Source organism: Sphingobacterium kitahiroshimense, assembly GCF_025961315.1.
Classification (GTDB): Bacteria; Bacteroidota; Bacteroidia; order Sphingobacteriales; family Sphingobacteriaceae; genus Sphingobacterium; species Sphingobacterium anhuiense.
In genome coordinates, this window is sequence record NZ_JAOQNK010000001.1 from 1,297,383 (window position 1) to 1,318,155 (window position 20,773).

Here is a 20,773-nt window from a genome sequence, read left to right on the forward strand (position 1 = left end):
TATGTTTTCATTTGTCGTGAAATACTTGGGCTTTTTGAAGGCTATCCCTCTGATAGCAATTTTATATGATAGCCTCATTAGACTTTGGTTCTTTGCTACACAACCGCAAATGTTGGACTGGCTTGATGATATCGAAGAAACGATTTCAAAATATCCGAACACCAGTATTACTGTTCATAAATATGGTGGAACTCAGTTTAATTACTTGGATAAAGAATTTGGGCATTTGCATAGTAATGGATTATTAGACATCCGCTTAAATAAAACTATTAAACAACAGCTGCTCAAGGATGGTAAAATACAAAATCATCATGTTTTTAAAAATTCAGGCTGGATCAGTTTTTACATTACAAATGAACAGGACTGTAAGTACGCAATGGGATTGCTTTTATTGGCTTATGAAAAAAAAGCCTCAATATTTAAATCTACATAATATTAAAACCAAAAGAATATCCACTAAAATATTCGATTAACCAAAATGCTTAAAGCTTTTATAAATTATTGTTAAAATACCAGATGCCACAAAAAATAGCCAATATTTCCTCATTTCACTGTAGCCATCTTGAGATGAATACTTTAACATAAATCCAAGACCGATAGAAAGAAAGGATGCGATTAAACCTAACATAGAAATACTGTTTAAATTTACTGATCAGTAAAAATATACTTATTTCTTTATATGTAGAATATTTATCAACTCGAATCAATGGCGATAAAAAAGAAAAACCACATCTCGCGAGGTGGCTTTAACTAAACATATGATTAAACCTTAAATTAATTATACGAGTTGATCGATTGGGATATTTTCCAGTTACCACCGTCATTGATTAAAGTCACGAGATCGGTTTTGGTAAAGCCTTCAAACTGCATCGTTACTTTTGCTACCATATAATCAGCAGACTCCTGTATGATGGTGGTACTAGTTTTACAGTTTAGCTGCTCTCCTTTTTGCTTTTTCAAAAAGCTGATAACTTCTGAACGGCTATTAGTTCTATCTTCTGATGCTTGTACTTTCTGGCTGAAGTCTGATGTAAACAACTGCTCCACTCCTGCCGATTGTCCTTCTGTCATAACCGCAACGTAATGATCAATGGCTAGATCTGCAGTAGATAAATTGACCACTGCTTTTTTAGGGTTTGCTACCTCTGGTTTGCCTGCTGCCATTGTGAATGTTGATACTGCGATCAAAGCTGCTGCTGTGAATGTTTTTGCTAAAGTTTTTTATCTAAAAATCTGTTATTTAAAGGTGATAAGGCTATCATGAGTATAAATTCTACAACTAATTACCAATGTACTCATGATGGTTCATAATGTCTTTATTTTATAGTTTGTTAGTTCTTATTTGTTGATTCAAAAGTAGAGCGTAAATCGTCCCTACCCTATGGCAATTAGACTAAAACAACTAAAAACTCGGTGAACTGTAGAAATGAATAGGTGAAATTATTTTAAACTTTTTTGAACTATTCTATTCGACAGGTGTTCTTATAATACAAAACGATAACAAACATACTTTCAGCATGAAAGTGGATAACGATAAATGACGTAGTACAGTAAATAAATCCAATTGCTTGAAAACAATTTGGATGATGAAACAAAAAAGAGGAAACGATAAGAAACATAAAAATTACTGTGCAGTTAAACGCCAAGATAAAGGGTCTAATGAGAATTAGGCCCTTTTGATGTATATGGATTCTCAAGAATTCGCAATCATTTTACATGATAGATATCTGATTTTTATCTGTATCTTAATTCGGTTAACCTATAGACTTATAATGACTAAATCTATGTCTTCAAACTTTATCAAATATAGCTTATCTAGGTACTTTATAATTGTTTCATTCTTAGTATTCAGTTTTAGCGCTAAAAATCAGTAAGAAGAAACAGTTCAATTTTACCCACTCGAAAGTTTTATACCGACTCCTCGAATTGCTATATAATTTGCATGAAGAACTTTTGAAAGAATCATGATAGAATTTAGTGCAATTAAAGTCAATAATTTATAAGACATAAATTCTGTAGATAAAATTTACAGTATATACTCTTTGAAACAAAAATTTGAAAATAAAACAAAGAAATTAACATGAGACTGATCTTCCTTTTTTTCTTTTCAATAGGACTTGCTTATGGTCAGTCAGGCCAAGAGCTGGCTGTAGGCTATGCAGATCGCTATGACAGCCTTCCAGAAATACATATTGAGATTGCAGAGAAACAACTTTATGAAAGGACTGCTCCGGCACCGAAAATGATATTTTCCCACTTTGCCATAAAGAACAACACACTGATAGTACATACAGGAAAAGGTATCATTAAACTCAAAAAATATGACGATTCGCCCAGACAAGACGACGATTTTCGCGGCTGGCAGTATATGGGATATTTCCCGCGCTTGCAGATGCATGCTTTAGTAAACCATAGTGTTTCTGAACATCTCGGATTCAGCGACATGGTATTGCTGGACAGCGCTACTTCCGATCAGTATGGGATTGTCTCTATCGGAGATGCTGCCGTATCGCTCCCCATCCATTCTCCCGACGGACGCTTTCTTGCCTACTACTACAACCATGTATATGAACGCAATAGTTGCTTTATAGGACTTCTAGAAATACGCGATGGCATGATCAGCTCTCATGCCCGAATTTCAGAAATGGCAAGCTTTCAGACCAAGAATTGGGCAGTGGAAGATATCAAATGGGTCGACAATACGTCCTTTATCATGAAAACTTATGTCCTAAAGGGACGAGGAGTACTGGAGGAAAGGCAGTATACGTATTACTTAGCTAGGCTGGATAGTGCGATTAAGAAAACTGAATAATTTGATAATTAAAAATAAGGATGTGAAACCATCAAATATCTTGGCTGGAACATCAGATTTATTTCTGATGCAGGAGTAATAGTCTAACTGCATGTTATTTTGGCGATCATATAGTCACCAGACTCCTGTACAATTTTGGGCTAGTTTTATAGTTTAGAATAAACCAGCAAAAAACTTGGTGAACGGTCGAAATGACTAGGTTAAGTTGTGAGGACCGATTCAAAATGTTAAATTCACCATACAATATATTTAACAGAGCTAATGTAACTGCAAATAATGATCGAAAAAAGCGAACATAACTGTATTAATACTGATGATTTACTCGAAAAGACTAAAATAAACATAGACAAATTTGGTCTTCAGGTTATTACAGTCGCTGCGACAAACTATCTGCCATCTTTTACTTATAGCATTGGTCTAACGCAGAGATACCATCATCCTGAAATAATCTGCTTTGGTCTACCGACCGATTTGGCACACGAAATCACCAATGTTGTTGCGGACCTAATCAAAGATGGTGAGGTGTTTACACCCGGAGAAATTTACTGCAACATCTTCTATGAAAGCAAGGCTATGTTTATAGCGGTAGATAAAAGAAACATCGATGATTATTTTGGTACCGGGATAAACTATTATCAAGACAAACAATTTGATGCGCTTCAATTAATCTGGACGGACAGTAACGACAGATTTCCATGGGAGGAAAATTTTGAAGAAAAATATGTTTACATACAACCTTTGCTTGATAGAAATGCTGAATTTAAGTTTTATGAGCCTAAGAATTTAACAACTTTTACGACGCGACAATGGCTTGAAGAAAAAGAACCTATATTGCATGTCGTGCATGATCATGATGGTGACTGGCAATTTCTGACAGGAGATCAAATGCCAGAAGATATTAAGATAGTTGCACTTGAAGAATTAACTAAGAAAGACATTACATTGAACGAAATATTTGACCTAGAATATGGCGAAAAAGCAGAACGCGATACCATAGGTGGAAAATGGACACGAAATAGAATTGAAGATGATGAAGAAGAGTAATCAATAGATTATCTGTCCTTAAGTCATTATGTGTATCAAATGAATTAAAAAGAAGGAATATTGATCAATCTAGGTGATGTTAGAAGCATTTGTAAAGTTTTCGGAGACCAAAACAACAATAAGACAAGTATGAAAAAAGGGATAATTTTACTAGGGTTTTGTGGACTGATTGTCGTTGGTGGTCTCCACGCCAAAAGAAAATTTTACGACCCAAACCATCGACTGGATAAGGTAAAAACAGAGGTGAAAAAACTTGCGAACAAAAGCGAAATTAAAAATGGCGACTTAATTTTTCAAACTTCACTTTCAGGACAAAGTAAAGCAATCGAACTTGCAACAAAATCTAAATATTCGCATTGCGGTATCATTTACAGCGACAATGGACAACATTACGTTTTTGAAGCAGTGCAGCCCATTAAGTTAACACCACTTGACAAATGGATCGCACGGGGCAAAGACGGACATTATGTAATTAAGCGACTAAAAAACGCTAATCAAATTTTGACAACTGAAACGATCCAAAAAATGAGACAAGAAGGCGACAAGTTTAAAGGTAAAAATTATGACCTAACTTTTGAATGGAGTGATGACAAAATTTATTGTTCTGAACTAATCTGGAAAATCTACAAACGTGCGACAGGGCTTGAAATTGGCAAACTTGAAAAACTAAGCGACTTTGACTTAACAGACGAAGTTGTTAAACAAAAAATGAAAGAGCGTTATGGCCACAAAATACCGCTTAACGAAGTTGTAATTTCACCAAAGGCAGTTTTTAACAGCGAACTATTAGAAACAATAAATGTAAATTAATAAATAGCCATTATACCTGTCTGGCATTATATCATCAAGATTGCCTTGACTTTATTATTTTTACGTAACTAATCAAGAGAAAATACCTAAAACGTATCGCGGAAAGATCACAACAGTAAAATCCTATAATTCAGAACGCTAAAAATAATAATGAACATCCCACTCATCACATAATAGTTAGTAATCCTATAATCTACCGAAATACTTGGAGCTTCAACCTGGTATTTCATTCTCCTATCTTTAATAATGTTTATTAAAAAAAAGGAAATTGGAAAACACTAGAAAAATAAAAAGCTAATAAGCGTAGAAATGATAATTTGAAATGAATATAAAATAATAGGTATATTGTTTATATTAAAATTCACTTTAACAAAAGTGTCATATCAGAAATAATTCAGACAATCCTATTATGCTTTGTATCTACAAAAAATAGAAACTAAATGTTAAAATATCCACTTATACTGATACACGGAACTGGAGCAAAAGACAACACTTTGTTCTGGGGAAGAATTCCAAAATTGTTAAAGGAGTTAGGAATTAATGTATTTTATGGGTATACAGATGCTTGGGGCTCAATTGAAGATAATGCAAAGTTACTTCAATTAAGAATAGAAGATATAATCCATAAGACCGGTGCAGAAAAAATTAATTTAATAGCGCATTCAAAAGGTGGCATTGACGCGCGCTTCCTGATTTCGACTTTGCAATATGGTCGAAAAATAGCTTCCTTAACAACAATATCAACGCCTCATCATGGTACTTTAATTGCAGATTATTTTTTAAATAACAGAACCTTCCAAAGTTCACTTGCGAAACGTACTCCCTGTTTTGGTCAAAATATTCGGTGACAATAACCCAAATATTTATAATGTAATAAATGAGCTAAGCATAAATTATATGGAAAGTTTTAATCAAAATAACTTAAATGATCCATTGGTATATTACAATAGTTATGCATCTGCTATGGCTTCTAAAAAAGATGACTTCCTATACTCTTGGACATATCAGTATTTAATGAAGAACGCCGGAGAAAATGATGGACTTGTACCTGTGAAATCGGCAGTTTGGGGTGATAAATTTCAATTATTCACGGATAGTAGTCGTGGTATTTCACATGGTGAAATAACTGACATAAAACGGAGGAAAATTGGAGCATTTGACATTCCCGAGATTTACCGTAAAATAACCCATGATCTTTCTAAAAATGGTTTTTAATGGTATACTTCTGAAAAACATCATGTTTCTTAACTAGATAGTGAAATCAAAATTATTTAATAAAATGCCTAACAATGGTGAATAAACATGGTTTGCTACTTTTTCAATATCTTCAAATAAAAGATTAACAAAAAGTTGTTTTTCAACAAGGAAATACCTTCAGAACGTCTGCTGGTTTTGATTCTATTATCAATCTCACAATAAATCTGATACCCAATTTCAAACTATGACATCAGTTTTTTAAAGGCATCTACAAAATTTAATAGCGCAATATTTGTTTTAGAATCCGCTAAATGCCCTTTTTCATTTATTTTCCCTTTTATTCCAGAAATTAAAAGTGTAGTCTCTGTGGTGAAATTTGCCATTAAAGTTTCCATAATTAGCTGCAATTCTACATGTCCTTTTTCTCCATGAGCTGATGCTGTTATTATCCCCAACGGTTTGCCAGAAAATACAGTTGTTGACACACACCATTCGATCACATTTTTGAGTCCGCTGGGAATACTGAAAACATACTCGGGTGTACAGATTAAAACCCCTTCAGCAATTTCAATTTCTTTTCTAAACTTTAAGATTTCTTCTGGTGTATTTTCGATAGAAAGTTTAGGATCAAAATGTGGAAGAGTTTTAAGATCATTAAAAACTTTGATATTTAGAGTATCCTTTGTAAGGTCAACGATTAAAGCTATAAGCTTTTGATTTGAGGAATAGCTACTCGCACTACCATTTATTACAAAAATATTTTTCATAAGTTATTTTAATCCTAAATTATTAAGAGCTAAATCGCCTTTTCATAACAATTGAAGACTCCTTTTCGAAAATTAACAGTTCCCACCAGATGATATCCTTTTTTTAAATAAACGGTATTGGCTGTTTCATTTAATGAAAAAGCATCAAAACGGATGGACTGGTATTTGTGTTCAACAGCATATTCTTCTGCATATCTGATCATTTTACTAGAAATTCCTTTTCCTTGAGCAGCTGGTTTTACATATAGACGATGAATCACAAGAAAGGGAATACTGGTATTCCAATTTAAGTCATTATATTCTTCATCACATTTTTCATTTAAAGCCATATACGCGACTAGCTCTCCCTGCTCTTCATAAATAAATGCCTGCTCCTTATCAATATCCTGTGTAAGTACCACCTCATTAGGATATTCTTGATCCCACTGGTCAACACCTTCACGCAACATATCCATCTTTACCTCCTCCAGCACCTTTGACGCTTGAATAATATCGCTTTGAGTTGCTTTTCTAATCATTTCGTTAACTATTGTTCTATTTTGAAATTTATGCTTGCAGAGCTTAAACTAATAATCATTTTAAAATATGGTTATTTAGCCTAAAACTTTCTACAGTTGTGTGTCGGATTAAATAGCATTAACCTTAATTTTCCCTATCCTAGTTGAAAGATATTATCAAATCTAACCAAGTCAAAACTACAATCTTTTTCTCATTTAACAAGTTCTGAAAGAAGTAAAATAAATGCTTGCTCCCGGTTAAGTTTTACGCTATGCAACAGCTTTAGAAATGACAAATTAAGCCGATGTAGCTTCATTCTACTGTAGAATTGACATAATGCAACGAATTAAAATAAATTATGATGTCGACATTAGTGCGAGTTATTCCAGCTCTATATTTCCTTAGTATCAAAGTCACTTAACATTTTTTATTATCGGGAAGCAATAAAAGATATTCAATACTTTGTTAACGTGGTCTTGCTATCCAAAACGAAAATAAAAGCCACATCGTGAAATGTGGCCTTAACTAAATATATGATTAAACAGTAAATTACTTATACGAGTTGATGGATTGTGATACTTCCAGTTACCGCCTTCATTGACTAATGTCACGAGATCGGTTTTGGTAAAGTTTTCAAACTCCATGGTTACTTTGGCAATCATATATTCAACTGACTCCTGTAAGATGGTGGTACTAATTTTACAGTTGAGCTGCTCTCCTTTTTGCTTTTTCAAAAAGGAAACAACTTCTGAACGGCTATTGGTCTTATCTTCCGATGCCTGTACTTTCTGTTTGAAATCTGATGTAAACAACTGCTCCACTCCTGCCGATTGACCTGCTGTCATAACCGCAACGTAATGATCAATAGCTAGATCTGCTGTAGATAAATTAACTACAGCTTTTTTAGGGTTTGCTACCTCTGGTTTGCCTGCTGCCATAGTGAAAGTAGATACTGCGATCAAGGCTGCTGCTGCGAATGTTTTTGCTAAAGTTTTTTATCTAGATAATTTGTTATTTAAAGGTGATAAAGGCTATCATGAGTATAAATTCTGCAACTAATTACCAATGTACTCATGATGGTTCATAATGTTATATTGTTCTTAAGTTGCATCAGCCCCACATCCACCAACTCAAACCCTGATGCCTGCCTTGCAGTTGTTTCTAATTGTTCTTAATTGTTGATTCAAAAGTAGGACGTAAATCGTCCCTACCCTACGGCAATTAGACTAAACCAACTAAAAACTAGGTGAATGGTGGAAATGGATAGGTGAAATTAATTTGATTTTTTTAATCTCGGCTTACTGTTTGTTTTTTCGTCGAAAAGCAAAATAAATAATAATTGCACTAACTGACATTAATATGGAAGCTAAAAAAAATGGTGCTCCAGAAAATTTAAATGGTGCTTTATCATGTGTAAAATAATAGAATAGGTTTGTCATAATCGGAGGACCTATTATAGAAGTCGCACTCATTAGACTGGTTAATGCCCCTTGAAGCTCACCCTGTTCATTTGAAGAAACATTTTTACTGATTAGTGATTGCAGTGCTGGTCCGCATATCCCCCCTAAAGCATAGGGTAAGAGGAAAATAAACATCATCCATCCTTCATTAGTAAATGCAAATAACATTAAACCCAATGCATATAATAACAACCCAAAATAGATACTTTTATGTTCTCCTAATTTAGGTGTGGTCCATCTTATTAAGAGTCCTTGTACTAATCCGGTCAATAAACCCAGTAAACCTAGTGATAGACCTACAACTCGCTCTGTCCAATTAAATTTATACATGGTAAAAAAATGCCAGTTACTCTGTACAGCATGAAGAGCGATGTAGACCAGAATTAAAGCAAAAATAAGATTTGATATCTTTGACTGTTTTCTCAAAAAATTAAATGTACCGATGGGATTAGCACGTTTCCAGTCAAATGAACGACGCTTATCTTTTTCTAAACTTTCTGGTAGTACAAATAACCCATAAAGAAAATTCACCATACACAGCAGAGCTGCTGCATAAAAGGGAACTCGAGTTCCATAATACCCAAGTAAACCGCCAGTTACCGGTCCTAAAATAAATCCCAACCCAAAAGCAGCTCCGATTAGGCCGAAATTTTTCGTTCTATCTTCATCGGTGGATATATCTGCAATATACGCACTAGCTGTGGAAATACTTGCCCCGGTAAGGCCAGCAATGATTCTTCCAAAAAATAACCAACCCATGGATGGTGCAAATGCTAACAGCATATAGTCAACTGCAAATCCAAAAAGAGAAATTAAAAGGATTGGGCGCCTTCCATATTGATCACTTAGATTTCCCACTATAGGCGCAAATATAAATTGGGTGATAGCATACGCAAACCCGAGCCATCCACCATATTTGGCGGCTTCACTAAGGTCACTATGGATAAATTCTCCAATGAGTTTTGGAACTACTGGGAGTATAATTCCCCAACCTGTAATATCAATCAACAATGTGATAAATATAAATCCTATGGCCGCTTTTTTATCTGTTTTTCTCATGCAGTAAAAGTAAAAAGAGACAAAAGGAAGGTATTGACAATTTAATGGTATTTACATACAATCTGAAAGTTGATCTTATTTACCCATCAGTAACTGTTAAAAAACAACTATCATTAATTATACGTTTCTGTAAGTTTTGGGAGATACCCCTACTGCTCTTTTAAAATATCTGCAAAAAACACTTGTTTCTTCGAAATGAAGCTCATTGCTTATTTCTTTAATGGATAGACTAGAGGATTTAAGTAATGTTTTAGCATGTAGAATGGTCAGATGATCAATCCATTGTAAGGCAGATTTACCGGTTTTCTGTTTTAGAAAAGTAGAAAGATATTGCGGTGTTAAATGAAGTTTTTCAGCATAAAATGCAACGCTTCTATGCTGGTTAGCGTATTTAGATATAAGAAGATAAAAATCATCTATGATCTCATGTGTGCGGCTCTTTACTACGCTTTTGCTATGAGGTAAATTAGAATATACTTCAGAAATCATATTTATTAAAACTAGAACAAGATGCCTTAGCATTTGTGTCTTATTGGAACTCGCTTTCTTGTGGTAGAAATTTTGTATAAGTGTCAGTAAATCATATTGGAGCTTTATTTCATCAGGTTGAAATCGGATAATAGGTTGCCATCTAATTTGCTCATTCATGACAAACTCGCGTAAAATGGGAAATTCTGTAATAAAATCTAATGAAAGCCCAATTGTTATTATTTCTGCATGTTCACTCAATGACTTTGTTTCGATCATCAATTGCGGTTGTAAAACAGCAATGTCACCCTCGTTTATTTCATATTCAAGAAAATGGATTTGCGATTTCATGGATCCTTTTATCATAAATCCCAATAATAAACCATCAAACAGACGACTATGATTTGTGTATTTCTTATTTGGGTCGTTTTGCTGACTAAGAATTATTATCCCTTCCGTCTTTTCCGAAGGATCGAGATCATATAATTTATAGACATTATCCAAAGTTATAAATAGAGCCATGTTCAAATGTCGGAAAAAAAAACACACGTGTAGCAATAGTCGCCAGGTACTATCCTAGAAATTGTATGTAAAGACAATAAATTTGCAAAATTATATATCGAATAATTTACCTGCTTATATGTAAGAAGAAATGTTTGATCTGATACTAGCAATCCCTAATTTTGGAACAGTCAAAATTGAGCTTATTACCCCATTAATCTACATCAAATATTTTTGCACATATACCATCAGCATCTGTTTTTTGTAGTCATTCATTCCTTCTGATATAAGGTTTATTTCCTTCTCGAACATTTTTTCATTTCTCATTTTGCGAAACTCCCTAGCGATCTCTAACCTGATTCTTTTCTTTAAGGAGATATTACCAAAAGGATCAAAATAAGAATCTAGACGAGTCTTATCCTTAATACCATTCCAAGTAAAAACTGTAGTATCATCCGTGATGATGAGTAATTTTTGGTAATGGTCTAAAGCCTCTTTCGATGATATTTTATTCAAAAAAAGATCAAATTTTACTTTAAAAAACTCCTTCTCTACTGATGTGGTCTTTTCTAAGTGCTCGAATGCGTGATCAATAATTTTAGGATTTATTTTATTAATATTAGACTGCATGCCAAGTAAGTTAAAAGACAATATAGCATAAGCATCTTCTAGTTTGAAATTTTTATTGATATCTTGCATACTTATTTCACCAAATGAAGAAGGCTGTATAACGGTATATCCATTTTCCGCTAGATTCTTCTCAATATCATTTTTGTGAAATGAGCCAATGACTACCAAAATAGTATCTTTCTCTGAATGATTTTCTAAAACTTTTTCAATCCGCTTGGCCTGTAGAAAAGTACGGTATAAAAACAGCCTCCTTGGAAAATCTAAACTCGTTTTTTGTGGATGTTGAGCATACCATTTCTCGATTCGGGGACCATAATCTGGAGAATCGGCAAAATAAAGCCCATCTTCAAAGTCGTTTTCTTCGCTAAAAACTGTAAAGCCTAAAAACCCGCTTCTACTTCTGATAAATCGAGGAACCTCAAGATTCTTTACACCAAAAGCAAGATCCGAATCAGGTTCTGCCGGCAGCCAGTCTATTGGATGCAAAGGCTTCATTAAAGCTTTCGCATAAGGTACGACCACATATTGCTGTTCGTATGTAAATTCGTAAAAATCATTTTTTGTAAATTCTTCAGGCGATCTTTCAATACAAATTGCAGCTGGATCTACCTTATTGATAAACGCTCGTATTGCAGCAGGTTGCTGATCAAAGTTGATTAGCTGCGTAGAATGTCCGACACCGAGAACCACAACTTTTGGTTTTTGTGCATAAACTGAACAAATTATAATAAAAGAAAAAACAATTAAGAGAAACTTTGGCATCACATTCATTTTTATAAATCATTAATTTGGCTAAAATACACAGTAATGTCAAAATCGGCAAGCCATGAGCAAAAATGTCCCCGGAAAAATAGCTTGCCCAATCAAAATATTAATCGATTAAAAAAATAGAATGAATTCATTAATTTCATTATCTTGATAGGTGAAATATAATATTATTAAATTATAACTCAGCTAAATATGATATTGCCCAATTATACGCTTTTTCTAAAAAAAATAATAAAAGACATTTTATTATTACTTTTTATGAGTTATCCTTTGTTTTGTTGTTCTCAATATAAACTTAAGGATACCACGCAGTTTATAGAAGATAATTTATCAGCTTATATGAACAGGTTGGATCAATATAAATTTAAAAATATACCGACAATTAGCAGAGAAGCAACTGTACGAATATTGATGCGTGAATATTATATTGATGAATTGGTCTCAGGAAATGATACGTTAAATAAGGATCATTACTATGCTCTTAACCATCACCTTTCACAAAAATCATTAAATTCGCTCACCAGTCGTGATCTATTTAACTCCTGCATGATAGTACAAGAATATTATTCGCAAACTTGTGGTCGATTTGCTAGACTAAAATCAACTGGTATATTTGGAATCTTTTACCGAGATGATATTCCTTTAGAATATTGGAGTCCCAGACAAATAAATTTGCTACGTAAGAATAGAAAAGAAATAATCGGTTACGTGAATCAAATGTGGTCCGATTTAAAATTTATTGGTGATAACACAAAAGATCTATTGGTCGAATTGATCATGTGGGAGCAGATCCCCAATATATTGAAGCAAATCGAAATATCTCCTGAAGATAATAGCTTATACTCATTATTAGTTCAAATTATGATGCGTGCAAAATTCACGACATTTGAAGCTTCAACTATTTATGAAAAAATTTATGGACCAAAGAGATATGTAACGGGTACTGAGGAAAACCGAACAGCAATAATTGAAATGGCAAAAAAGTGTTTTATGGAGTTCAATGCGCTGCCACAATATACTGTACCTATTTATGTTAAGCAATCAAACCCTTCTTACTCTTCTGAAGGGCTTAAAGAGGAATTGATGACAAGAAAACAGGATTGGCCATTAAAAGAAGTTAAAACTCCTAAGTTTAAACTAAAAAAATAATCTTTTGGGATTACTGCTTACATCAAAAAAAGTGTATTGATATCATATCCAATTATAAATTCATTAATCTCTATTTGTGTACAATCTCAACCTAACTACTTATATTCAAAACTCAATAATTTCCAAAAAATAACCTCTCTCAGAGCTATAAAAATATTAGTGGAACCTTAAAAATGTTGTTCGCCAGATTCATCATGAAATATGTGCTCTAAAACAATAGCTTCCAAAGAGGCTTTCTTTTAAAAAGATGCCGATATTCTTGCAGGTATTCATCCATAATACGTGGTTTTCTAAAAATTATGTCAGTAATGGTATCGTTTTCCGGCTCCGGAACCTTAATTGCTAGATCATCAAGTTCAACAATATGCGTAGCTAGCCATCTGGGTAATTTTGATTTTTTAGTTAATTGACTAAATAATTCGTCAGGCGTAATATTTACATATTCGATTTTACAACATGTTATGCGAGATAATTTTTCGGCCATTTCTAGGTTCGTAATAGCCTGAGGACCCGCAAGAACAATTGACCGTTGCTTTAATTCATCCGTTGCCAATAAACAATTTACTGCGACCGTTGCTACATCACGGCTATCAACGTAATTTCGCTTAGCATGACCTAAAGCGCCGTAAATTTTACCAAAATATTGAATTGTTAGTGCATTTCGTTCCCAATTTTGCATAAATGAATGTGGTCTTAAGCAACAGAAATCATCCATATTTTGTGAAAGATAGTCCTCTACTTTACTATGCCATTGGCTGACCTCTACTTTGGCAGGAGACTGAACTATAGGTGCAGACAATTTAACGATTCGTTTTATACCACTTTGTTTGGCAGCATCAATTATATTAATTTCCTGTTCAACCTGATCTGGAGATGTTGCAGTTAAAAGAAACAATGCATCTGCCCCAATACAAGCTTCTTTAAGTTGGCCTCTTGAATTTAAGTCGGCACTAACATAGGTTATATTCGAAGGTTGGGTACCTATCAGTACAGGATAAGGTCGTTCAGGACTTCTGAGAACCCCTCTTGCTATACAATCAGAATCTTTTAGTTGACGCATTACTTCTCTTCCAACTGTACCTGTACATCCAAAAACAACTATGGTCGGCTTATTTTTTTTCATTTTTATAATTTTTTATATGTTGACGGATTGTTAGTATTGTTGCACCTAGAAATGCTGAAGTTATTATATTAAAGCGCTCTGATTGAAGTTTAAATAACGATGTGCACAACATCCCCAGACCAATCATTAACAGAATGATCAAAAGGGATCCTACCCACTTTTTTCGCACGAATATCTGTCTCAGCTCGAATTGCCAAAGTATAATAAAGCTAAGTATCGTTGACAGCAGCGAGGATAATCCTATAGTCGTGTAGCTTGCCATCATAAGATCAGTTTTTTGAAGCACAAAAGCTGATATAAAAGACATTAAGGCAGGAAATACATAAGCGGGAATAGCTGAAAAAATCAATAAGCGCAGGCTGAAATCTGAAGGGGGACAATCTCTATTTTTCATATGATAGTAAGAATAGTTATTTTCATCTGTGTATTTAATGGATAATTATTTATCTCCTACCAATACGATAGCTCAGTGCAGCTTTTCCATAAGCCATGTTAGAAATAGCGAAATCATTCACTGTCTTTTGTGTGCTGTCGAATAGCTCATAACGATTCAACAGTCCCATTCCACCTTGTACCTGAAGCCAGACCCCTCCCATCAAGTGTTGATGTACCTGTAGGCCGCCATGTATAGTAGAAAACTGCGCATAATCGACTTCCTTGCCACTATAACCGCGATAATTTTTCAAGTTAAATCGCGTCCAGTCTATTGATCCCGCCAAACCTACCTGTGTGTTTGGACTCACATTATAAAGTACGTTTAATCTAGGCCAATAAAACTGGGCCAACCATTTGTTGTTTGTGCTTCGATAATCAATTGATATTCCTGGAGTAATTAAAGTCTCGCCGAAAGAATGTAAGGCATGAACACCAAATCCTATTTCGAGATTCGATGCAGTTCCAAATTTTTTCGATACACCAAGTATGCCGTCCAGAATCAGATCATCAAAGGAAAGAGATTTTTTAAAATCCGTAGCTAGGGTTGGCATTGCGATTCCTAAAATAGACCATTTACTCGAAATCGGGTGCCGGATAATAATTACCGATTTTATCTCATGAATTCTTTCAATCCGGTTGGGATCATCAATCGTTTCGTTGTCATAATTGAAATCCATTAAACGATAATTCAAATTACTAAAAATGCTTGTCCTGCTTATTTTTACAGGGGGAATTGGCAGCCATACATCATAGGTATTCAATTGAAATTTATTTCCTGAAAGGGAACTTTCTGGTGGCAGATCTTTGAAGTTAGCTTTACTATGAACAGTGGTGGCAATCCCTCCAACGTCCTGAATGATCTGACTATAGCTTTTATTTGAAAAGAAGAGCGCTAAGATAAGAATACAAAAATATGGCCATTTGGTTATGACTTTGTATTTACAATAAAAGGTAATTTGGAGGCCAGTCCTGATACCGAAGTTTTTAATAGAAATTAATGTTTTCATTTTCTTTGGATTTAATAATACAAAGGTGGACTGAAAACAAGAATTGCTTTAAAACTAAACCACTCTTTACTCGGACAAATCCTGCATAAAGGTAATTCTATATTCCGAGGGGGTTACTCCAGTTATTTTTTTAAATAAGCGTCCAAAGTAGCTAGGATCGCCATAATTAAGCTCAAAAGCAATTTCAGAAATACTCTTGGTCAGGTCCTGTAAAAGGAGCTGGCTCTGTAAGATACTGACTTTATTGATCCATTCCTTTGGACTTTCACCAATGGTTTCCTTGACACATCTGTGGAGATAATTTTCGGAAACAGACAGCTCACCGGCATAAAATAAAATCGACTTATGTTGCAGATAATACCTGTAAACCAACTCCTTAAAGTTAAAAGTAATTTCTGCACTCCGGTTGATACTTTTATTCAGTTCTTTACTGGAAGTAAAAATCTTCTGAAGTCCTGCCTGCAAAAGAGAATAACAAATGCCAAGATTCGGATTTGGATAATATATCTCAATACTCAATAGTTCAAACAGAGATGTTAACCATGTGCTACTCTCCTCTGGTAAATGAATAACTGTATTAGCAGAAAAGAGTTTAATGAGTTCCTGCTTTGAGAGCAATTGATTGAGTGTCTGATCTTCAAATAAAATCATGTATCCCGCGGCATCCGGGCTTACTTCCTTCAATGAAGTTACGTTCCCTTGTTTGACAAATAAGATTTCATCTTGTTTTATTGACACCAAATTAGCATCGACCTGTTGTTTAGCACTTCCTCTTGTAATATGAACAATAAAATTGAATTCGGGTCTATGTAATGGCGTGGGGACTTTAATGAAACCAGATGTTTTTCCAATATCATGTATCTGAACAGGTGTTCTTAAAATTGCAAAGTCAGTTGACATCTCTGACATAAACTGCCCCCTGAAATCTGTTGGAGTTATTCTCTTTATTTTAGACACAGCACAAAACTATAGGATAAATGATATCAAGTATAAACTTTTATTAGCAAATGAACGGAATTTAGATTTACCATCATTGTTTTTATTGATAAAATAACTTCCTTTTTTCATATTTTTGAACTGCAAATAAACTCATAAAAAAATGCTTAGCTATATATTGGGGACTTTATTTGCTATTGCAGTGATATACCTATCGCATTTTAATAGTAGATTCATAATGAAATTTAATTTGAAAATGATTTTCCTTCATTCAAGATCATTTATTTTCTTATTTCAAACATATTAAAAATTTAACTTTCGAGCTGTTAAAAAAGTATACACAAAAAAGCCACATCTTAAGACATGCTATACTTTCTATTTGAAATCTGATGTAAACAACTGCTCAACTCCTGCCACTTGATCTTCTGTCATAACCGCAACATAATGATCAATGGCTAAATCTGCTATTGATAAATTGATCACTGATTTTTTAAGGTTCGGTACTTCAAATTTCCCTGTTGTTATAGTGAATATTGATACTACAATCAAGGGTGCATCAAAACAGAAGTTCACAAACGCAACATTGTTGCTTTTTCAAATTTATTTATTACTTTCGCCTATTATTAGATAAATAGATATGATAGAAACATTTAACATGAGATGTCCGCATTTTTTAGTCTATGGACTATTTGTGCTGGCTTTACTGAGCTGTAAAAAAGACGGCGCTACGGTATTACCTGAGATTTCCTTTGACCTACCGGCAGACATCAATCTGGTATATGGAAAACATGATACCATTGACTTAAACACATTTATTGTTAATCAGGGAAATGGTGTCAATTTTTCTGTCGGTTTTGAACCCACCGAAAATGTACAGATTACACCCCAAATAACATTGCATAATCAACTTGAAAAAGCAATTTTTTTAGATAAATCTGGAAAATTGTTTATTAAAAGCGAAGAATTATATCCTAATGGAACCACCTCCAGCTTAAATGGCAAAAAAATTCCTGCACAATACAGCGTAACAGTGTCCGCCAAATCAACTGATGGTAAAGAAGTCGCTCAGAAATTGTTGTCAATACGTGTTTTAGAGCTGGAAGATCTTCAATTTAAATATTTTGACGACTTAAAAAAAGGCCAACTGAAAATATTTAATATTTTGTATACAGACACAGACAGTTATTTTACTTTAACAAAGCTAGTTCCTTCAAAAAACTTAATAATAAAGTTAACTGAAGCACAAGCAAAAGAGGTCGGACTTTCATTGCAGGACACTGCATTAAAGATATATTGGAAAGGTAACGCAAATCAAGAACATGACAAATACATGGAATTAAATCCTAAATTAGAGAAAGATGGTTTCGCTATCGGGTCAGCAAATTTTTCGATCAGATACATTCCAAAAATTGAATTCTTTTTTGGGGAATTATATCTCGATCCATCTACCCAATCCATAAAAAAACTGAATACCAGCTTTAGACGCAGTTCGGTGGAAGGTGGTAGTGCAGTTCAACCCACTTTTTTCCCAGAGAAATTGATATCCAGCTTTGAAATTTCTTCTATAGAGAAAGATGGCAGTATTTTCAGTGACACTGAAATGGTATTTACCATAGATAAAGGAACGGGAATGGTAAGTGTAAAAAATAATACTTCATTGAAAGCGGGAATTTATACCCTTACATTACAAGCAAACACCACTAATGGTCAAAAAGTAATAACAACACTTTCTTTGGGTTTGGAGTAAATAAATAACTTTAGAATAACAAGACCTACGATTTTACTTCTCCCTGTTGGCATCAACAGAAAGTAAACGGCAGTATTTTAACATCATAGCATATCATTATGGTGTTGAGAAATTTTAATTTTTAAAATTTGAAACCCTCGAACAGATTTCCGAGGGTTTTTTATAGTTTTTTTTCGAAATTTTAGATAGTAGTGTTTTTGACCCAGACTGTGGCAAAAAGAGAGTTATTACCTCTGTAAGCAGTGTTTTATTTATTTATTTCCGTATTTAGTTATTGCATAACCGTCAAAGCGTATTAATTCTAATTCTTGTTTTCCCTTTGGTAGATTGTAATAAAAATTATAAAATTGAACAACTCTACCTTTGGGATAATTTTCTTTAGTAAAGTTAGAGGTTATGGCAGATTGCTGGATTATTTCTAGATTCTTTTGAACTAGCGTTGCCATTGTTCCGTTTCCATAAATTTTGACTTCACAACTATCTTTTGGCAACAATGTAAAAGTATTTGATAATAATGCTTTTCTTTCGGTTAACATCCATTCTTTTTTCATTCCTCGTAATTGTGCTACTTCAAATTCAGCGCTTTGGATAGTTTCCAAAACATTATTGATATCTCTATCATTTAAGTCTTTTGTTAATTTAGCAACAGCATTATAGAGTTTATCAAGTAATTCCTTCGAATTTGTCAACTGAACTGATTTATTTAAAGTAGATAGTTCGATAGGAACTTTAGCTTTAAACTTTATGGTTTTCAAAAAGTAACCATTCTTAATGTTTTCTTGTGTTATATCATCATCAGATAATTGATAATTTACTAAAATATTTTCTTCAGGAAAATCGGATTTATTTGAAATGATCGATACCCCTTTAGCTGACTTGACCAATAGAATTTCTAAAATCGGTTTTCCTTGTTTTTTGTAATTTGTCAAATCAATCAACACTTTTAATTCTTGCTCTCCATTTTTGTCAATCGCTATGTCAATAAAATTCGGAATGGTATTTCCGAAGAATTCAAGCCCTCGAAATACTGGATAATCATTTATTGAGATTTCTGTCGGATAATAAAAAGTCGTTTGAATGCCATAGTTATTCTGTTCCAAACTGGATTTTAATCTATCTAAAAGTTCTGTCTTTCTACCTTGCCCGTTGGAATAAGTTACCGCAAGTAATGCGATGATAAATAAACAATATTTTTTCACAATTCTATATTTTTATATGTGTCGGTCTAACCTTTTAAGCTAAAGAATTTGGTATTTATGAAGGAGGAAAAATAGATATATTCCGATAATACTGCCCCCATTCCTATGATACTTCACTTCCCTGATTTTGGTTATCTAATGATTTTTATCAGTAACTTGACAATATTACCTTTTTTTTCTTAGACATTCCCTTTAAATTCAATAGGATGTGAAGTATGCACAATCATATCCAGCACGGCATCTGCAATTGTGACTTCTCCGATCACAAGGGAGATCTAACTAACAATTATAAATTATCCTTAACTTATGTCAATTTGAAAAACTTGGTGCATGAAGGAAAGGGAGAGATGAATCTATGGGCTTTGACTGTTTTTTATTACATTAGAAAAAGATATCGCCCTCGTATAAATAGTAAAGACGAATTGGTAAAGATTAGATTATATGAAACCAAACTATTTAAGTGCTAGTTATTCATTCATTATTATTTTAATCAGTTGTGGATTACTTTATAAATTCTATATAAATAATGTAAATAATACTTTTATATGGGGAATTGTATTTATAGTGATAGCTGTTTTTATTTTTGTATTTATTTCATCTTTTAAAGGTATTAGAATATTTAAAACTGAAAAAGAGGCTAATAAGTATAAAGGAAAATTATCATATAATAACGATGCTTATACGGTCATTACCTATTCTAAGGATATTGTAGTATCCTGGAATTCTGTAGAGGCTATATTTTATATTAATTCCCCCCCGCTTGATGGCGAATATCATAATAAGGAATACAGAATTTTTTTAAATAATGACCCTGTAATCATAAATAAAAGACCTTTAAAATGGTATGATACCATACTGCCATCGCCTAAAAAAGAAGAATATCCAATGATTAAAATTGATGATTATTATAACATTGATTTTGATACATTTTTACCTTCCATAGAAAGGTTTCTTATGATTAAAAATATACCACCAGGCTTTTTAAATGGCAAATTTGGAAACCAAGTAGACTATGCAAAAAAAGAAAAAGCAGTCATTGGAGTTCCCCATAATAAATTGTTAATGACGACAGGATTTTACGTATTATATGATAAAGGAAGTCATAGCGACTTTGAATTAAAAGAATATAGAAAAAATGCAACAATCCTTCGTTAGCGACGTAC

The 20,773-nt window shown here is 33.5% G+C and carries 21 protein-coding genes; 9 read left to right on the forward strand and 12 right to left on the reverse strand.

The window, feature by feature from the left end:
• Position 1: 1 nt before the first annotated feature.
• The gene (locus M2265_RS05965; protein ID WP_132771460.1) at positions 2–433 is read left to right on the forward strand and encodes a luciferase family protein; all 432 of its coding nucleotides are present in this window, start codon (positions 2–4) and stop codon (positions 431–433) included.
• A 341-nt stretch (positions 434–774) separates the two neighbouring features.
• On the opposite strand, the gene M2265_RS05970 is transcribed toward M2265_RS05965, so the two are convergent.
• On the reverse strand, positions 775–1,164 hold the full coding sequence (locus tag M2265_RS05970; RefSeq protein ID WP_132771459.1) for a nuclear transport factor 2 family protein: 390 nt from the start codon (positions 1,162–1,164) through the stop codon (positions 775–777).
• A 916-nt stretch (positions 1,165–2,080) separates the two neighbouring features.
• On the opposite strand from M2265_RS05970, the gene M2265_RS05975 reads away from it, so the two are divergent.
• The 5 genes from M2265_RS05975 to M2265_RS05995 all read left to right on the forward strand — a co-directional run bounded on the left by M2265_RS05975 (position 2,081) and on the right by M2265_RS05995 (position 5,881).
• Positions 2,081–2,812 carry a hypothetical protein gene (locus tag M2265_RS05975; protein ID WP_132771458.1) on the forward strand — a complete coding sequence of 244 codons (732 nt, stop codon included), beginning with the start codon at positions 2,081–2,083 and terminating at the stop codon, positions 2,810–2,812.
• A 276-nt stretch (positions 2,813–3,088) separates the two neighbouring features.
• Positions 3,089–3,856 carry a DUF4262 domain-containing protein gene (locus M2265_RS05980; RefSeq protein WP_132771457.1) on the forward strand — a complete coding sequence of 256 codons (768 nt, stop codon included), beginning with the start codon at positions 3,089–3,091 and terminating at the stop codon, positions 3,854–3,856.
• A gap of 129 nt (positions 3,857–3,985) precedes the next feature.
• Positions 3,986–4,666 carry a YiiX family permuted papain-like enzyme gene (locus M2265_RS05985; RefSeq protein WP_132771456.1) on the forward strand — a complete coding sequence of 227 codons (681 nt, stop codon included), beginning with the start codon at positions 3,986–3,988 and terminating at the stop codon, positions 4,664–4,666.
• A 440-nt stretch (positions 4,667–5,106) separates the two neighbouring features.
• On the forward strand, positions 5,107–5,514 hold the full coding sequence (locus tag M2265_RS05990) for an esterase/lipase family protein (protein WP_132771455.1): 408 nt from the start codon (positions 5,107–5,109) through the stop codon (positions 5,512–5,514).
• A 49-nt stretch (positions 5,515–5,563) separates the two neighbouring features.
• A complete protein-coding gene (locus M2265_RS05995; RefSeq protein ID WP_132771454.1) occupies positions 5,564–5,881 on the forward strand; it encodes a hypothetical protein in 318 nt (105 codons plus the stop codon).
• A gap of 224 nt (positions 5,882–6,105) precedes the next feature.
• On the opposite strand, the gene M2265_RS06000 is transcribed toward M2265_RS05995, so the two are convergent.
• The 6 genes from M2265_RS06000 to M2265_RS06025 form a co-directional block, all read right to left on the reverse strand.
• Positions 6,106–6,630, reverse strand: a complete 525-nt coding sequence (locus tag M2265_RS06000; RefSeq protein WP_132771453.1) for an NADPH-dependent FMN reductase — start codon at positions 6,628–6,630, stop codon at positions 6,106–6,108.
• Between the two features lie 29 nt (positions 6,631–6,659).
• Positions 6,660–7,148, reverse strand: a complete 489-nt coding sequence (locus tag M2265_RS06005) for a GNAT family N-acetyltransferase (RefSeq protein ID WP_132771452.1) — start codon at positions 7,146–7,148, stop codon at positions 6,660–6,662.
• Positions 7,149–7,649: 501 nt separating this feature from the next.
• The gene (locus tag M2265_RS06010; protein WP_132771451.1) at positions 7,650–8,066 is read right to left on the reverse strand and encodes a nuclear transport factor 2 family protein; all 417 of its coding nucleotides are present in this window, start codon (positions 8,064–8,066) and stop codon (positions 7,650–7,652) included.
• A 360-nt stretch (positions 8,067–8,426) separates the two neighbouring features.
• Positions 8,427–9,647 carry a TCR/Tet family MFS transporter gene (locus M2265_RS06015; protein WP_132771450.1) on the reverse strand — a complete coding sequence of 407 codons (1,221 nt, stop codon included), beginning with the start codon at positions 9,645–9,647 and terminating at the stop codon, positions 8,427–8,429.
• 117 nt (positions 9,648–9,764) lie between these two features.
• Positions 9,765–10,637, reverse strand: coding sequence for a helix-turn-helix domain-containing protein (locus tag M2265_RS06020; protein WP_132771449.1), 873 nt, complete (start codon positions 10,635–10,637; stop codon positions 9,765–9,767).
• Between the two features lie 198 nt (positions 10,638–10,835).
• Positions 10,836–12,008, reverse strand: coding sequence for a hypothetical protein (locus M2265_RS06025; protein WP_132771448.1), 1,173 nt, complete (start codon positions 12,006–12,008; stop codon positions 10,836–10,838).
• Positions 12,009–12,353: 345 nt separating this feature from the next.
• On the opposite strand from M2265_RS06025, the gene M2265_RS06030 reads away from it, so the two are divergent.
• On the forward strand, positions 12,354–13,163 hold the full coding sequence (locus tag M2265_RS06030) for a hypothetical protein (protein ID WP_165905945.1): 810 nt from the start codon (positions 12,354–12,356) through the stop codon (positions 13,161–13,163).
• 208 nt (positions 13,164–13,371) lie between these two features.
• Here M2265_RS06030 and M2265_RS06035 read toward each other — a convergent pair whose 3' ends face one another.
• The 4 genes from M2265_RS06035 to M2265_RS06050 all read right to left on the reverse strand — a co-directional run bounded on the left by M2265_RS06035 (position 13,372) and on the right by M2265_RS06050 (position 16,685).
• Positions 13,372–14,286 carry an NAD(P)H-binding protein gene (locus M2265_RS06035; RefSeq protein ID WP_132771446.1) on the reverse strand — a complete coding sequence of 305 codons (915 nt, stop codon included), beginning with the start codon at positions 14,284–14,286 and terminating at the stop codon, positions 13,372–13,374.
• Entirely contained in the window at positions 14,273–14,680 is a 408-nt protein-coding gene (locus M2265_RS06040) for a hypothetical protein (protein ID WP_132771445.1), read from the reverse strand. The genes M2265_RS06035 and M2265_RS06040 overlap by 14 nt, the downstream gene beginning before the upstream one ends.
• Positions 14,681–14,729: 49 nt before the next feature.
• Positions 14,730–15,728, reverse strand: a complete 999-nt coding sequence (locus M2265_RS06045; RefSeq protein WP_132771444.1) for a DUF6268 family outer membrane beta-barrel protein — start codon at positions 15,726–15,728, stop codon at positions 14,730–14,732.
• 66 nt (positions 15,729–15,794) lie between these two features.
• A complete protein-coding gene (locus tag M2265_RS06050) occupies positions 15,795–16,685 on the reverse strand; it encodes a helix-turn-helix domain-containing protein (protein WP_132771443.1) in 891 nt (296 codons plus the stop codon).
• 616 nt (positions 16,686–17,301) lie between these two features.
• Between M2265_RS06050 and M2265_RS06055 the strand changes: the two genes are divergently transcribed.
• The gene (locus tag M2265_RS06055; RefSeq protein ID WP_132771441.1) at positions 17,302–18,411 is read left to right on the forward strand and encodes a hypothetical protein; all 1,110 of its coding nucleotides are present in this window, start codon (positions 17,302–17,304) and stop codon (positions 18,409–18,411) included.
• 251 nt (positions 18,412–18,662) lie between these two features.
• On the opposite strand, the gene M2265_RS06060 is transcribed toward M2265_RS06055, so the two are convergent.
• Positions 18,663–19,610 (reverse strand): hypothetical protein, encoded by a 948-nt coding sequence (locus tag M2265_RS06060; protein WP_132771440.1) that lies wholly within the window; start codon positions 19,608–19,610, stop codon positions 18,663–18,665.
• Between the two features lie 441 nt (positions 19,611–20,051).
• On the opposite strand from M2265_RS06060, the gene M2265_RS06065 reads away from it, so the two are divergent.
• The gene (locus M2265_RS06065; protein ID WP_132771439.1) at positions 20,052–20,765 is read left to right on the forward strand and encodes a hypothetical protein; all 714 of its coding nucleotides are present in this window, start codon (positions 20,052–20,054) and stop codon (positions 20,763–20,765) included.
• The last annotated feature ends 8 nt before the right edge of the window (positions 20,766–20,773 follow it).